Origin of the sequence: Planococcus sp. ANT_H30, from assembly GCF_008369335.1 — a bacterium.
Taxonomy (GTDB): Bacteria; Bacillota; Bacilli; order Bacillales_A; family Planococcaceae; genus Planococcus; species Planococcus kocurii.
This window is the reverse complement of the sequence record NZ_VOBJ01000010.1, coordinates 61,844-78,546: the sequence shown is the minus strand read 5'-3', so window position 1 is coordinate 78,546 and position 16,703 is coordinate 61,844. Positions and strand designations below refer to the sequence as shown.

At 38.7% G+C, this 16,703-nt stretch carries 12 protein-coding genes; 11 read left to right on the top strand and 1 reads right to left on the bottom strand.

Annotated elements, in window-relative coordinates:
- Positions 1–55 precede the first annotated feature (55 nt).
- From FQ085_RS16045 to FQ085_RS16005, 9 genes are all read left to right on the top strand, one after another.
- On the top strand, positions 56–799 hold the full coding sequence (locus tag FQ085_RS16045) for a WbqC family protein (protein ID WP_058385395.1): 744 nt from the start codon (positions 56–58) through the stop codon (positions 797–799).
- Between the two features lie 37 nt (positions 800–836).
- A complete protein-coding gene (locus FQ085_RS16040) occupies positions 837–1,811 on the top strand; it encodes a glycosyltransferase family 2 protein (RefSeq protein WP_058385394.1) in 975 nt (324 codons plus the stop codon).
- A gap of 304 nt (positions 1,812–2,115) precedes the next feature.
- Positions 2,116–3,480 carry a murein hydrolase activator EnvC family protein gene (locus tag FQ085_RS16035; RefSeq protein WP_149457139.1) on the top strand — a complete coding sequence of 455 codons (1,365 nt, stop codon included), beginning with the start codon at positions 2,116–2,118 and terminating at the stop codon, positions 3,478–3,480.
- Positions 3,481–3,949: 469 nt separating this feature from the next.
- Positions 3,950–5,497 (top strand): AbgT family transporter, encoded by a 1,548-nt coding sequence (locus FQ085_RS16030; protein WP_078080391.1) that lies wholly within the window; start codon positions 3,950–3,952, stop codon positions 5,495–5,497.
- An 18-nt stretch (positions 5,498–5,515) separates the two neighbouring features.
- Positions 5,516–6,697, top strand: a complete 1,182-nt coding sequence (locus FQ085_RS16025) for a metal-dependent hydrolase family protein (protein WP_058385392.1) — start codon at positions 5,516–5,518, stop codon at positions 6,695–6,697.
- Positions 6,687–7,904 (top strand): M20 metallopeptidase family protein, encoded by a 1,218-nt coding sequence (locus FQ085_RS16020; RefSeq protein WP_058385391.1) that lies wholly within the window; start codon positions 6,687–6,689, stop codon positions 7,902–7,904. The genes FQ085_RS16025 and FQ085_RS16020 overlap by 11 nt, the downstream gene beginning before the upstream one ends.
- A 133-nt stretch (positions 7,905–8,037) precedes the next feature.
- Complete coding sequence (locus FQ085_RS16015) at positions 8,038–9,759, top strand: GAF domain-containing protein (RefSeq protein ID WP_149457138.1); 1,722 nt, start codon at positions 8,038–8,040, stop codon at positions 9,757–9,759.
- Between the two features lie 703 nt (positions 9,760–10,462).
- Complete coding sequence (locus FQ085_RS16010) at positions 10,463–11,158, top strand: hypothetical protein (protein WP_058386904.1); 696 nt, start codon at positions 10,463–10,465, stop codon at positions 11,156–11,158.
- A gap of 84 nt (positions 11,159–11,242) precedes the next feature.
- Positions 11,243–12,163 (top strand): HD-GYP domain-containing protein, encoded by a 921-nt coding sequence (locus FQ085_RS16005; RefSeq protein WP_149457137.1) that lies wholly within the window; start codon positions 11,243–11,245, stop codon positions 12,161–12,163.
- 72 nt (positions 12,164–12,235) lie between these two features.
- On the opposite strand, the gene FQ085_RS16000 is transcribed toward FQ085_RS16005, so the two are convergent.
- Positions 12,236–12,895 carry a TetR/AcrR family transcriptional regulator gene (locus tag FQ085_RS16000; RefSeq protein WP_262499828.1) on the bottom strand — a complete coding sequence of 220 codons (660 nt, stop codon included), beginning with the start codon at positions 12,893–12,895 and terminating at the stop codon, positions 12,236–12,238.
- Positions 12,896–13,036: 141 nt separating this feature from the next.
- Here FQ085_RS16000 and FQ085_RS15995 point away from each other — a divergent pair, with 141 nt between their 5' ends.
- On the top strand, positions 13,037–14,599 hold the full coding sequence (locus FQ085_RS15995; RefSeq protein ID WP_149457136.1) for a BCCT family transporter: 1,563 nt from the start codon (positions 13,037–13,039) through the stop codon (positions 14,597–14,599).
- A 32-nt stretch (positions 14,600–14,631) separates the two neighbouring features.
- Complete coding sequence (locus tag FQ085_RS15990; RefSeq protein ID WP_149457135.1) at positions 14,632–16,677, top strand: CocE/NonD family hydrolase; 2,046 nt, start codon at positions 14,632–14,634, stop codon at positions 16,675–16,677.
- The last annotated feature ends 26 nt before the right edge of the window (positions 16,678–16,703 follow it).

Genomic DNA, 16,703 nt, shown 5'->3' with positions numbered 1-16,703 from the left:
TAGAAAAACAAAACGAGGCGGCTTTTTTCGGCGTTAAAATAAAGGGGATGAGGTTATGAAACTAGGCATTATGCAACCGTACTTTTTCCCGTACATCGGATACTGGCAATTGATTAAAACTGTTGACACCTATGTGATTTATGATGATGTGAATTATAAGAAAAAAGGGTGGATCAATCGAAACATTATTTTAGTGAATGGAGAAGAAATGGCTATCTCGTTAAAAATAACTAAAGTAAGCCAAAATAAACGAATTAATGAAATTGAAATTGAAAATGACGTTATTTATAACAAAAAATTGCTGAAAACGATCAAAGAAACCTATAGTAAGGCTCCTTATTTTCATGAAGTTTTCAACTTGATAGAAAATGTTATCAACCAAAAAGAGACGAATTTGGCTAAATACCTTACAAATTCGATTCAAGAGATTTGTAAATACTTAAATATTCAGACAACTATTTTACTTTCTTCTGACTTGAAAAAAAATGAGGTGCTTAAAGGTCAAGATAAAATATTAGAGATTTGCGAACTGCTTTCAGCAAAAGAATATGTTAACGCTTATGGAGGTCTATCCCTTTATTCTTCAATGGACTTTGAATCGAAGGGCGTTAAATTAAAGCTCATCAAAACAAACGATATTGCTTATCCACAAAAAGAGTTAGCGAACTTTGTTCCTAATTTATCCATTATTGATGTGATGATGTTCAATAGTCCTGTGAAAATTAGCGCTATGTTGGATGATTTCACAGTGATTAAAGATTTCGCCCCTCAAATTCATTCCGTGAGCATCAGCGATTAGTTTGAGAAAGGCAAGGAAAGTTAGGAGGTCAGCCGCAATGAGAAAAGATATTCTAGTAAGTGTCGATTGCCTGGCTTATAACCATGAAAATTATATAGCACAAACGATTGAGGGATTTTTAATGCAAAAAACGAATTTCGACTTTGAAATTCTCATTCACGATGATGCTTCAGTAGACAACACGGCTAAAATCATTAAGAAATATGAACAAGATTTTCCGAATCTGATAAAACCTATTTACCAAAAAGAAAATCAGTTTTCTCAAGGTGCAACGATGCTTCAAATAAATCAACGCCGAGCAAATGGCAAGTATATCGCTATTTGCGAAGGTGATGACTACTGGACTGATCCTTACAAATTACAAAAACAAGTTGATTATTTAGAAGCAAATACTGAGTGTGTGTTGAGTGTTCATTCTGCTTTTAAAATTTCCGATACCTGCAAACGAGTAGTGGGGAAAGTGAGGCCAAGTCGTAGAGATCGAATATTTTCGATTAACGAAATTATTGAAGGTGGTGGCGAACTTTTTCCAACGAATGCGATGGTTTACCGGCGTGAAGTGGCCGATTATGTACCCGCTTTTTATTTTGATGCGGGTTTTGGCGACTATCCTCTAACCATTCACCTAGCACACCATGGTCAAGTGCATTATACAGACCAAACCATGGCTGTTTACCGAGTAGACGTAAAAGGCGCCTGGTCTGAAAGTGCGATGTCCACTGTGATGAAGGAAGTTCGTCGAAATGAAGAAGTAGCAAGTTTGTTAGATGCAATAAACGGCGATACAGATTTTCAATACAACGAAACGATTGTCCAGACAAAAAAGAAAAACATGTTCTATTTGTTGCTGAGACAACAGGAATTCAAGAAAGCCTTCGGTAGAGAGTATGCAGCATTTTATTTGCGTAAAGAATTTATAACAAGAATATATAAAAAAGTTTCAAAAACCATGCACTATTCAAAGAACACTGCGTTTCATTGGTCAAGAAAATCAAAAAAATTGCCTTTTTAGCCTGTACAAAAAAAGCATTTTCACGCGGATAAATCAGTAGTAAAGGCATATCTCATAAAAAAGCAACTAGTGATGTTTCACTAGTTGCTTTTTGGATTGTTTATACACGCTAACCACTGTTGAATTCCACATCTTTATAAGATTTAAGCGCATGAGAAGAAAAGAGTAGCTTTAAGATTCAGCAAAGATAAGAATGGCAACTATTTTTTTGATTTTAATAGATTCTCCATAAGTTTCCTGTATTATATAATAAAAGGCTTAAATTGCTTAGCTTAAAATGAGTAATTGGAAGGGGAACAAAAACTTGAGTCTGAAATCAAAGTGGATCGTAACCGGTCTAGTATCTGCACTGGCGATTACGCTGTGCTTGCCGACAACTGATGCAAGTCCGTTGAGTGAACTTGAAAAAAAACAGCAAGATACTGAGCAAAAAAAGAGTGAATTAAATTCGGGTATTCAAAAAAAATCCAATGAAATTAACGAAAACCAAACAAAGTTAACTGGAATTATGATGGAAATCACAGAATTAGACAATAAAATCACAGAAGTTGAATTTAAAATAGCTGATGTACAAGAAAAAATAGACCAAACCCAAAATGAAATTGATGTGCTGAAAAAATCAATTTCAGAATTGGAAAAGAAAATTGCAGAACGAGATAAACTGTTACAAGAACGTGCTCGTGCAATCCAGTTAAGCGGCGGCTCGGTAGATTATATAGATGTTTTGCTAGGAGCTAATAGTTTTATTGATTTTATCGATCGCATCTCTGCTGTAAATACGTTACTAGAAGCAGACCGAGAAATCATGCTTCAGCAAACAGGAGATAAAACGCTTTTGTCTAAACAACAAACGATTGTGGAAACGAAGATGACTCAACAAAGAGAGCTTCAAAAAGAACTTCAAGCATTGAATCATTCACTTGCTGATCAAAAGAATAAACAAAATGGACTTGCAAAAGAGGTAACAGCAGAACAGAAACGGTTGGCAGCAGCAAAGTTGAAACTTGAAGATCAATTCGAAGAAGAAATAGAAATTAGTGCCGAATTAGAGCAACAAATCGCTGATGAACAAGCTCGACTCGCCGAGTTGGCAAGAAAAGCTGAAGAAGAGCGTAAGCAGAAGTTAGCAGCTGAGCAAAAACGACAGCGAAAAGCTGAAGAAGCTCGTATAGCTGCAGAGCGTAAAGCAGCAAAAGACTCTGGAAACAAGATTTCGGGCGCATCCAGTCCTGTAGCAATACTGCCGGTAACCCCAGTTGTGGGGTCTCCTTTTATTAGCCCAGCAGACGGTCGTCATACATCAGGATTTGGCGGACGCGATATTGGAGATGGAGCTGAAACACATTTAGGATACGATATTGCCAATGAAACTGACACGCCTATAGTAGCCGCAGCAACAGGATATGTCTCTTACTCCGGAGTAATGGGTGGCTATGGAAAAGTTGTGATTCTTACACACTCAATCGAAGGACAAACCTATGCAACCGTTTATGGTCATATGAGTTCAATCAATGTTTCAACTGGTCAAGCCGTGTCACAAGGAGAAAAAGTTGGAGGAATGGGCAGCACCGGTCGTTCTACAGGAACCCATGTACACTTTGAGGTTCATGTGGGAACTTGGAACGGTTCACGTTCTAATGCTGTAGATCCATCTCTCTATATAAGATAAGCTTTCTAAAACGGATAAATAGTTGAAGGGGCTGTCCCAGAAGGTCATGAACAATGACTTTCTGGGACAGCCCTTTTTGCATGCGACAGAACAAGCAGAGGTCGATTGCAACGGCCGCTTTCCATGGCAGACGCAAAATGGATGCAGCAAGTGGGTTCATGACGATCAGGGACAATCGGTCGTTTCAGAGAAATTACCTTCGGCACCTTGAAAACTGCACACGGAGTTCGGGATTCTCCGTCTGTTTTATGTTAGAAACTTACAGGGAAGTCCATTTTATGCATAAACTATTTTACAGTTGTGATTTTCGATTACGTTTAGTTCCGTTTACCGATTCAGCTCTTATAAAACCAATCATTATTTGTGACTATCCACAAATAATAATTCAATAGTTCGTATGTAAATCTATATAGTAATCGCGAGGAAATCAATAGTATTTTAACTATTCTAACTACTGGAGGGTGAGAAGATGAACAAAACTGCAGAATCAACCGCTAAGCTTCAAAAAAGTGAAAAACCAAGCTTTTTTCAAAAAATGCTAACGAAAGTAGAAGTGTACGGCAATAAGATGCCGGATCCCGTCACTCTTTTCGCTAGTTTTACACTCATTATCTTAGTAGCATCTGCTATTTTTTCGTCACTAGGAATTACATCTACGCATCCAGGTACCGGTGAAGAAATTCAAGTTGTCAATATGTTGAATGGTGATGGTATTCGTACAATTTTTGAAACACTAGTACCAAACTTTACCGGTTTTCCGCCACTCGGTTTGGTCTTAGTGGTCATGTTAGGCGTAGGTCTTGCAGAATCGACAGGACTTGTTACGACGTTCATGAAAACAACGATTTTGAACGCTCCGGCTAAAGTGATTTTGCCAACGATTCTTTTAATTGCCGTTTTGGGAAATACAGCTGCTGATGCCGCTCAAGTTGTGCTACCTCCAATTGCCGCTATGATTTTTGCAGCACTTGGCCGCAATCCAATCGCTGGTCTGGTCGCGGGTTATGCAACCGTTACCGGCGCTTTTAGTGCTAATTTAATCGTTAGCATGCTCGATCCACTATTATCTGGATTTACACAAGCAGGAGCAAATTTAATTGATCCTAGTTACGTTGCGAACCCGGCAATCAATTGGTATTTTATGATTGCCTCGACCTTTGTCATCATTCCTGTATCTATGTTTGTAACGACCAAAATTACAGAGCCACGACTTGGGGTATATACGGGAAAAGTCGATAAGTTAGAAAAAACAACTACTGCAGAAAAACGTGGTTTGTTGTGGGCTGGCATTGCGCTTGCACTGTATGCAGTTGTGATCTTGCTTTTAGTACTTCCAGAAAACGGTATTTTGCGTAATCAAGAAACCGGCGGCATTATTGTTTCGCCATTTATGACGGGGATTGTACCCATTATGCTTTTCGGATTTTTACTCCCTGCCCTAGCCTATGGTTTCGGATCGAAAGTACTGAAAAATGATAAAGACGTTGCTGAGCACCTAACAAAGGCCATGTCTGGAATGGGTGGTTATATTGTTCTGGCTTTCGTAGCTGCTCAAATGATTGCGTTTTTTGGTATGAGCAATTTGGGACCCATCATTGCGATTGAAGGTGCAGGTTTCTTGAAGGGCATTGGCTTTGAAGGTCTACCATTGATTCTTGGATTTATTATGATCGCAGCACTGATTAATTTACTAATTGCCAGTGCTTCTGCTAAGTGGGCATTACTTGCACCGATATTTGTTCCCATGTTCATGATGCTGGGCTACGATCCTGCAGTCACTCAAGTGGCCTATCGCATTGCCGATTCGATCACGAATCCAATCACGCCCATGCTCGCATACTTTGCAATTTTATTGACGTTTGCAAAAAAATACGATAAGAATATTGGGATTGGTACATTACTTGCAGCCTTGTTGCCATATTCGATAGCCTTTGCGATTTTCTGGCTAATCTTATTCACTGTGTGGTTCTTACTCGGTTTGCCGCTCGGTCCTGGAGGAAATATTTATTTACCATAAACTAAAGGAGGAATTTCAATGTCTTTGAAGATAAAAAATGTCACGATTTACACAGGTAGAGGTGACAAGCTCATCCAATCAGCTATCATTGTTGAAGCAAATAAAATTATAGCAGTTGGAGAAGAAGCAGTTGATAAAGAAGCTGAAACCGTAATCGATGGTCAAGGGAAAACCATTGTACCTGGATTCTTTGATATGCATATTCATCTTGGCATGGACGGAATAGCTGACCCATTTTCTCAAATTGCCACTGATAGTCAGGCGACTTCTGCGTATCGTCATCAAGCTAACGGAAAAAAACAGTTACAATCAGGCGTGACCAGCGTCCGCAATTTAGGATCTAAATGGCACATTGATTTGGCCTACCGGGATGCAGTAAATAACGGAATTGTTACAGGGCCTACTGTTTATGGCTCTGGTCAACCTATTGTCATGACAGGTGGCCACGGATATCCACTCGCTTCTGAGGCTGATGGGGAAGACGAAGTCCGTAAAATGGCGCGCCAAACTTTGAAACAGGGTGCCGATGTATTAAAGTTAATGGCAACTGGAGGTGTCATGACACCTGGAGTCGATCCAGGTTCTCCACAACTATCGGAAAGCGAAATGAGGACAGCGGTTGAAGAAGCGCTACATGCTGGTAAGACAACGGCTTCGCATGCTCAAGGGACTGTTGGTATTCAAAATGCTGTGCGTGCGGGAATTACGACGATTGAGCATGGTATTTTTCTTGATGATGAAACGATTGAACTAATGATTAAACACGATACCGTATTAGTTCCTACTCTTGCAGCACCTTATTATATTGTGCAAAATGCAGATTCAGGCGCGATTCCACCGCACGCTGTCAAAAAAGCTATGTACTGTTACGAAGTTCACAAAGAAAGTTTTCGAAAAGCTGTAGCTGCGGGCGTGAAAATTGCTGCGGGCACAGACGCTGGTACACCGTTTAACTTGCACGGTGACTTTGCTAAAGAACTTGAGTTGATGCATGAAGGTGGGATGTCTATTCGTGACATTATTACTGCTGCAACTTTTTCTGCTGCTTCCGTTCTCACTGTTCAAAACGAAACGGGATCATTGGAGAAAGACAAAATAGCCGATTTTATTATCCTGTCTGAAGACCCAGAAGATAAGCTTTCTGCTTTTCGTTCAGTCGAAACCGTATATCAAGGAGGAGAAGTTGTCCATGTCTACTAATATTCAGAAAACGTCTATACAACATGAAAAAATCCAAAAGTTAGCAGGTCGATTAGAAAATCTATATTCTGAAATGGTTAGTATCCGTCGTCATCTTCATCAATATCCTGAACTTTCTCATCAAGAAGTCGAAACACCTAAATACATTGCTGAGTACTACCGAACTTTAGGATTAGAAGTCAGAACCGGTGTTGGCGGGCGAGGTGTAGTCGCTAAATTCAATGTTGCTCATGCGCAAAAAACCATTGCTTTCCGTGCGGATTTTGATGCTTTGCCGATTCAAGATCAAAAAGATGTCGCTTACAAGTCGACAATTCCTGGTGTTATGCATGCTTGTGGTCACGATGGACATACAGCGGCACTAATGGTTTTTGCTAAAAGCTTAGTTGAAAATCCTGAGCAAGTGAACAACAATGTCGTCTTTATCCATCAATTCGGTGAAGAAGAATACCCAGGAGGTGCACAAGCGATGATCGCAGATGGTTGCCTTGAAGGCGTTGACGCAGTATATGGTTGCCACCTTCAAAGTACGATGCCTTCAGGAACCATGTACTACAAAGAAGGATTTATCCAAGCTGCAGTTGATACCTTTATCATTACCGTTAACGGCAAAGGTGGACACGGTGCTATACCGCAAGAAACAATCGATCCCATTGTCACAGCGTCACACATTGTTACAGCACTTCAGTCGGTCGTCAGCCGTAATACAAATCCTTTAAAGCAACTCGTTATTTCTGTCGGCTCTATTAACAGCGGCCAAGCCAATAATGTCATTCCTACTACAGCGGTCATGACCGGGACGATCCGTTCTTATGAACCGGAAGTACGCGCGCTCGCTGCTGAAAGATTAACAACAATCGCAAATCAAGTGGCAAAAGCATTTGGGGCTGAAGCCGATACCGCAATTGAAAAAGGTTATGATGCTTTGTGGAATCATTCTGAGGAAACCCAATTAGCCAAACGTGCAATGGAGGGAATTCTTGGGGCTGAAGCGGTGATCGAAACCCCATCAGTCATGCCCGGTGAAGACTTTTGCTACTATACACAACATAGACCGGGTTCTTTTATTTTCGCGGGCGCTCAATTAGCAGAAGACGACAGAGTGTATCCACATCATCACGCTCGGTTTGATTTTGACGAAACGGCAATGCTCCATACAGCTAAATCATTTGCTGCGATTTTATTTGAATATGAGCTTGTAAAATAAACTTTGTAACGGTCCCATAAGCCTCTAGTCTAAAACAGACAGAGAAAAAGAAACTCTTTTTCTCTGTCTGTTTTTTCTTGTAATCGTGATAAGCTAGAATTCACTACATAACTAGAGAAAGTAGAGGATTGCTATGAACCAGATACCTGAAAAAAACTTTTCTCCTTCCCAAATGGAAGCGCTTATTAAAGTGGCGGAAGCAGTTAATTCTACATTAAATATGAATGAATTGTTTCAGTTAACTCTAAAAGAAGCGATCAAAGCAATTCCGGATGCTGATGGAGGCGTGCTCTTTTTGTACGATGAAAGCATACAGAAACTTGTCTGTTTATCATATGTCAATTTCACAAGTGATGTAGAAGGTATTTGCTTAGATTCACATGAATCGTTTACTGGAAAATGTTTTTCTACGCGAGAACCCGTTTTAATCACTTCTGCTTCTCAACTTGCAGGCGGAACGAAATCAATGAGTGATCAAAATAAAGCATTACTTGCAGCTTCAATTGCTCAACATACAGGTCCTTATGCTTACCGGGCTATGTGTGTTCCGTTAATTACAGAAAATGATGCGTGCATCGGTGTCATTACGCTGAATGGGTTTGCAGAACATGGAACTTTTACAGAAAAAGATTTACGTTTACTTCAGGCAATTGCAGGTCAAGCAGCCATTGCACTTGCCAAAGCTCGTCTGCACGAAGATGTAAAAAAGAAAAATGAACAATTCGAGCAAATTATCCAGTATCAGCAAAAACTTCTCATAAAAATGAGTGATGGTGTCGGTTTGATGCAAATGCTCGAACAATTAGCTGATCAAATTCAGAAACCTTTATCAATATTGACAATTTATGGTGAAGATTTGCAAATGGGAGACCAGGAAAAACACACTCATAAACATGAATTCCTCATACAAAGTGGACGTTTCTTGTTGGGCAAATTGCTAGTAGCTACCAAACAGAATGAACAACTTTCCGATTCAGACGTGTACTTTATTCAGCAAAGTATTCTGTATCTCACTCTCGAAATTAACCGGAACGCTGCACTCCGTGAAGTGGAACACCGCTTTAAATCTGAATTAATGGAAGACCTTTTAAAAGGAATGTTAAGTGATACGTTTATCAAAAGAGCTAAAGATTTAGGGTTAGATACGCGTTTCCGATTTTTGCCAGTCGCTGCAGAAGCCGTAATGGAAGAGGATAGCAACACACTTGCAGCACTTATGGCTAGAAGAGAAATCGCTCATTTGTTTCAGATGGAAGTAAACCAACGTTTTCCAGGAAGTTTAATCGTCTCAAAAGAGCAGTCTTTTATTTTTTTGTTGTCAATCAAGGACAAAGCCACAAAACATGACTTATTGGAAAAAGTTAAGCGCATGGCAAAAGATTTGCAAGTGGCTATTTCGCATCAACAGCTAGATGCTACTGTCAAGTTGGCTGTTGGACCGTGCGTTTCGCAAATCGATCGTTTGCCGGATTCCATAGAAGACTCTTTGAAAGTATTAACGTTTATGCGCTCTTCTCGAGTTAAAGATAAAGTAATGGACTACCAATCACTTGGTTTCGAGCGACTTCTCGTATCTAATAAAGACAAGGATATTGAAGCATTTATTATTTCGACATTGGGACCGGTCATCGACTATGATCGGAAAAAAAGTGCAGAGCTTTTAAAAACGCTAATAGCCTATACACAATTTATTCAATTTCCAGGTCAAGCAGCAAAAGAATTGCATATTCATTTGAATACGCTGCACTATCGATTAAAAAGGATTTCAGAACTATTAAATACAGATTTACAAAACCCCGATGAGTTATTAAATATCCAGCTTGCCTGTAAGCTTTTGAGAAATTCTAAGACTTAGTAAAACAATGTTGTTTTGTAATATGAACTTTTAGCCATTTGGTATAAACTACTGACGAAAGAGACACTGTCTTGTCAAATAAAATGGCAGGTAATGATACTAGAGGAAGTTAAAGGGAATGAGGTAAAAACAATTCCAGCTAGTCATTTTCGAATGGTAGATACCCTTTCTATTGATTTTAAAAATGAGTTGATTGTGCTCGTTTAAAGAACAAGAACAACAGTAGAAACTTTATGTTCATACGTATTGAATATTAGGGGCCTGTACAACAATTAGCACCTTGATTTTGATACGACAATAACGGGTAAAACTACAGCAGCAATACATGGTATAAATTAAAACAACTGTCCATCTAATCAAATTTAATCGAAATAAAAGCTAATTAACTGGAAAAATTCCACTAGTAACTGCATAAACCCTTGCAATTATTAAAGGGACAAAATGATTAAGCTTCAACTTATTTCTCATACATACATATTTAAAATTTTATTTCAATTAATGACAGAAAAATTAAATAGTTCATAGATTTAGGTATTTAAACCCTGTACAATAGGACTAGATAATAAATTAGTTTCATTTAAAATCATGGCCATTCCGAATAAAAAAGAAAGGTTATTGTAAAAAGTAAATAGTTAGAATGTGCATCAAATGTTAAATGGTCTTTTTATTATCTAAATTGAAAAAGTGGAGAGTGATTATTTTGATGAAGAAGTTTGTATCAATGTCATTAATGCTCGTGTTATTAACAGGTGTAGCAAGTCCAGCTTTTGCAACGAGTGATAAGGATTATGAAGAAGCAATTCGCATGATTGAAAAAACCAACCTTGAGATTGATAAAAAAATCGAAAAAGCTGTAACAGAAGCAGATGAACTTCAAGCCGAGTATCTACTAGACATACGAGAAATTGAAGAAGGTGGCAAAATTTTTGATATACAAAAAGAAAAAAACAAAATACTATCAGAAATGGAAGAATCAAAAAATGATGTGAATAAGCAACAAAAATACGAAGAAAAGTTGCTGAAATTAGAAGCGAAACTTGGTGAAGAACAAGCGAAAATCGAAAAAGAAATGAAAGAAATTAGCGCTGAAATTGAAGAACTTACAAAAATAATGATTTTAACAGAAGAAAAAGATTCAAGTAAATTAAATAAACAGGTCAATAAGCTAAATGAAAAACTGAATAAAAAATCTATAAAGCATGCCGAAATAACTGCCGAGTATACCGAAGATTTAAATGAAGTTATTACAAAAATTTATGATGTAACACTTAAAATGTCTGCCGAAACAATTGCAAAAGCAGCCAGTAAAGGGGTAGAGGCGGAATGTAGCTGGAAACTTGTACGTTTTGCTGATCAATGGGTTTGGATTGATCCAATTCGTGTAGTTGGCAGGAGATAATTTTTACAATTCAGCATTTTTATGTAGTACAATAAAGACGAGTTCATTGTGAACTCGTCTTTATTCGCATTAAGGTGGGATGATATGGACGGTTTTAAAGTCGGTAAAAAAGGAGAATTCCTCGAAACGGTTAGTTTTGACGATAACTCAGTCTTCAGCCTTATTACTAAAGGAGATGGTGTTGAAATATTGCATCAATCCATCGAAGAGGAAATGTTATTTTATGTTTATCCGAGTGAAAATGCGAAAGCAATTGAGTTTTATTTTATTATTTCGGGAGAAGTCCTGTATGAAGCTGATCACCGACAAGAGAAACTAGGTCCTGAAGATTACTTTACGACACGGGGCCTTAAAGAACCCATTTATTTTACTGCATTATCTAAAGTAACATTATTATGTGTTTTCACAGAACAGACATTCTTTCATATTAGTAATGACATCTCGAAATTAATGGATATTATGAACCAAGTTGAGGAAAAAGATAGGTACACAAATAAACATAGTCACCGAGTAGCTGCCTACTCGGTTAAAATTGCTCAAAAGTTAAAATTAAACAAAGTTCAACTTGAAAATTTAATCGTGGCGGCATTCTTACATGACATTGGAAAAATCTACGTACCTTCAGAGGTGCTAAATAAACCTGGCCGACTAACCGATGAAGAATTTGAGATCATGAAAAAACATCCTCTTGATGGGGCAGAAATGGTAAAAAATTCGTATTATCATGAACTTGTACCGATTATTGAACAGCATCATGAGAGACTCAATGGCAGTGGCTATCCTTATGGGTTAAGTGGAGATACAATTCTTTTGGAAGCAAGAATTATTGCAGTAAGTGATACTTTTGATGCTATGACAGAAGATCGGGTATATAGAAAAGCACTTAGCGATGATACAGCGATGGGCGAACTAAAAAAAATGGCTGGAACACATTATGATCTAGATGTAGTCGATGCTTTTGAACGAGTCTTATTAGAAGAAGGTAAAATCGGTCGAATAATTTAACATAAAAAAGCAAAAGACAACTGGAATGATTCCAGTTGTCTTTTGCTTTTTTATGAAACGAGTTATCTCCGATTATTCACTGGTGAGTTTACTGGAAACAATCTCTCGTACATACTGCATTGTCCGTTCATGAGCTTCTAGTGCAGAGTACCGATTGCGGTTATTTAAAACATTTGTAAACATTCCTTGCCATATTAAGTTAGTTAGTTCGTTTAGTTCTTCTGCTTGCTTTTCATTCAATAAACCTGCTTTGATCATATGGCTTATCGCATGACGACCGCGTTCATCAATACTGCGCTCCATTAGTGCTGGTTTTAATTCTTCCGATACGTCTAATAAATCTGCTGGGTAGAGTTCGTAATAATGTATTAATAAACTTTCAGGATGTTCCCCTAGATCCATTAAAAATGCAGCATGGAAAACTTCAGGGTTTTTAAACGAGTAGTCACTAAATACTTCCCATGCAACTAAGTATTTCTCTATTGGATCCGTTGTTTTCTTCATCTCTGCAGTGACCGATTCAATATAAGGTTTCATGAATTTCAATGAGGCAAAGAACAATAAATGCGATAATTCTCCGAAGTAGTTATAAATCGTAGCGCTATTATAACCTGCTTTTTCTGCTACCTTTCGAATTGTTATATGTTGGTAGCCTTCTGTTCGAATTAACTCCTCAGTAGCATCTATAAAATAGGTCCACATCCGTCTTTTTTTTAGTTCTTTATTGTCCAACTAGGTCCACTTCCTCGAAAATTATTTATTTTTAAAAAATATTGATTATTCCTTCAAAATTATGATAACATAAAAAAATAAAAATAATCATGATTATAATATAAACTTGATTATTTCTAATTGTACAAAGGGGGAATTATAATGGGGAAAGTAAAAATTGATCCGCTGGTTTTCTGGTCTTCGCTGGTGGTAATCGTTGTTGCAACACTGTCACTAGTAATTTTTAGAAAGTCAGCAGAACCTGTGATGAACAAGATGATGACAGGAATAACTTACAACTTAGATTGGGTCTTTCAATTTCTAACGTTTGGCGTGTTCATTTTACTCGTGTGGTTAGTTTTTAGTAAGTACGGCAAAGTGCGTCTGGGAGACGAAGCGCCTGAATTCTCAACATTTAGTTGGGGCGCTATGCTGTTTTGTGCGGGGATGGGCACAAGCATTATGTTCTGGTCGATGATGGAACCGATGTATTACTACATGGGTCCGCCTTTTGGGATAGAGCCTAATAGCAAGCAATCTGCAGAATGGGCAGTAGCTTACGGTATGTTTCATTGGGGAATTTCTGCATGGTCACTTTACGCTTTACCGACTGTTACAATTGCCTATTCTTTTTTTGTAAAGAAAAATCGTTCATTGAAAATCAGCACAGCCTGTAAAGGGATTTTAGGGAAATATGCTGATGGACCGATTGGGAAAATTATTGATATATTGGTTATTTGGAGTTTGGTCGGAGGACTTGGAACTTCACTTGGTCTTGGTGTACCCATGGTCTCCGCAGTTATCGGAGAAATTTTTGGTGTTCAACAATCGCTGCAACTGAGCATCATTATTATTGTTATTTGGACAATTATTTATAGTGCAAGCGCTTATATGGGATTGTATAAAGGCATTCGTAAACTTAGTGACTGGAACGTGTATTTGGCGTTAGGATTGGCATTGTTTGTTCTAATTACGGGACCAACTTTATTTATTTTATCAAACTTTAGCAATAGTTTTGGGTTGATGCTTCAGAATTTCGCATTGATGAGCTTTTCGACCGATCCAATTGCAAAAGGCGGATTCCCGCAAGCGTGGACCGTTTTCTATTGGGCATGGTTCGCTGCGACTGCACCTTTTATCGGCTTGTTTGTAGCAAGAATTTCTAGAGGACGCACAATTCGTGAGTTGATCGTGCATATTCTATTGTGGGGCTCACTCGGTAGCTGGATTTATTTCGGTATATTTGGTGGGTATACGCTGAATTTACAACTAACAGGTGCATTAAATGTGGTTGACATCCTAAATAGCAGCGGCGGTCCTGCTACTATTGTAGAAATTTTAAAGACAATGCCACTCGACTTTTTAGTCTTACCGTTTTTTGCAGTGCTTGCTTTTATCTTCTTAGCAACTTCACTCGATTCGGCGACATATATTCTCTCTGCAATTGCAACGAAAGAGTTGATAGGAGATCAAGAACCGGCACGTTGGCATCGTATGCTCTGGGGAGCCATTCTTGCTGTATTGGCGATTTCGTTATTAATGATTGGCGGACTTAAAGTTATTCAAACTTCTTCCGTCATTGTATCGGTACCTGTCATTCTCTTGTATGTCTTACTGACACTGTCGCTCTTAAGATGGCTCAAACAAGATTATCCTGATACTCCGCTTGTATACAAAACAACAACTAATGAAGAAATAATACAAGAAAACAAAGCAAAAGAATAAAACAAACAAAATTTCTAAGAGGTGAATAACTAATGGTTTTTAACGTTCGTGAAAGTACACGCAGCATTAAACGAGAATTTCCGCATGAAGTAGAAGTGACAGACCACATTTGGATACCGATGTCCGATGGTACACGATTATCTGCAAAGTTATGGATTCCTAAAAGCGCAACAACCAACCCAGTACCAGTCATTTTGGAATATCTTCCTTACCGAAAAAACGAGTTCACCGCATTGCGTGACTCAATTCGTCATCCTTATTTTGCTGGCCATGGTTATGCTAGCGTGCGTGTAGATATTCGCGGTTGCGGAGACTCTGAAGGATTTATCTATGACGAATATGCTAAACAAGAACAAGATGATGCGCTTGAAGTTCTTGACTGGCTATCAAAACAACAGTGGTCTACCGGTTCGGTCGGTATGATTGGGAAATCATGGGGCGGCTTTAATGGGTTACAAGTCGCAGCTTTGCAACATCCCGCATTGAAAACCATTATTACCTTATGTTCAACAGACGATCGTTACGCTGATGATGTTCATTATAAAGGTGGTGCGGTACTGGCTTCAGATATGCTGTGGTGGGCTTCTACAATGCTCGTATATAATGCGCGTCCTGCAGATCCAGAAAATTTTGGATCTGCATGGCGAGAAAACTGGTTAGAGCGGTTAGAAAAAACACCGCCATTTGTTGAAGAATGGATGCGTCATCAGCGCCGAGACGATTATTGGAAACACGGTTCAATTTGTGAAAACTATGAGGATATTAAAATTCCTGTTTACGCAGTTGGTGGCTGGGCAGATGGCTATACAAATGCGGTATTCCGCTTAATGGAAAAGCTAAAAGGACCGAAAAAAGGCTTGATTGGTCCTTGGGCACATGAATATCCAGAAGTCGCAGTACCTGGTCCTCAAATTGGATTTTTACAGGAATGTCTTCGTTGGTGGGACCAATGGCTGAAAGAAGAAGAAACGGGCATCATGGATGAACCTGCACTGCGTATGTGGCTTCAAGACGCAGTACCACCAAAAACCGACTATCACATTCGTCCTGGTGAATGGGTTCTTGAAAAAAGTTGGCCAACACAAAATACACAAGAAAAAATTTACTATTTGGGCAATCACCAGCTAGTTACAAACTCGAATTACGGGATTGAAAAGTTAAAAACGCACCAACAACATGGGTTATATGCGGGCGTTTATTGTCCATTTGGACAAGAAGGTGATATGGCTTCAGACCAGGCAATTGAAAACGGCTTATCTAATACTTTTACGAGCAAACCGCTCGTTAAAGAACTGAGCATTTTAGGTTTTCCAAAAGTAAAACTGAAAGTAACAAGTGACAGGAAGCGTGCGAATCTTGCTGTACGTTTAAGTGACTTATCTCCCGAAGGAACTTCTAAGTTAATATCGTGGGGGCAGTTAAATTTGACGCACCGAAACAGTCACGAATTCCCTGAAGATGTACCTGTCGAAGAAGAATTTACAGTATTGGTTGAGATGGATGCTATTGGCTATAAAGTACCAGTAGGTCACTGTTTACAATTATCTGTATCTCCAACTTATTGGCCGCATGCATGGCCAACAGCTGATGAAGGTGAGATTTTCATTATTAAAGATGAAGATACGCAATTGATTTTGCCTGACTACACCAATACTACAAAAGAGCAGGACATCATTCCATTCGAGCATCCTGAAACAGCCGCTGTTATGGAGCGCGAAATCATGCGCGAAGCTGGACGAACACGAGAAATCAATCACAATACGGTTACAAATGAGTGGATTCTAAATGATTTTTCAGACGAAGGATGTCGTCGTTTACCAAATAACGGTCTTGAGTATGGGAGTACGAACAAGAATGTTTACCGCATCACAGAAGGAAATCCATTGTCTGCATCTGTTCAGTGTGACTGGACTTTGACAGTAGGAAGAAAAGACTGGCAGACACGTCTTGAGTCTAGTTCGACTATGACGTCGGATGCGCAGAAATTTTATGTCACGAGCCAGTTAAAAGCGCTCGAAGGAGACAACGTGCTTTATGATACATGCAAGACTTTTGAAGTCGATCGTGATTTTAATTAATCGACTATCCTAACAATAGGCGGGGA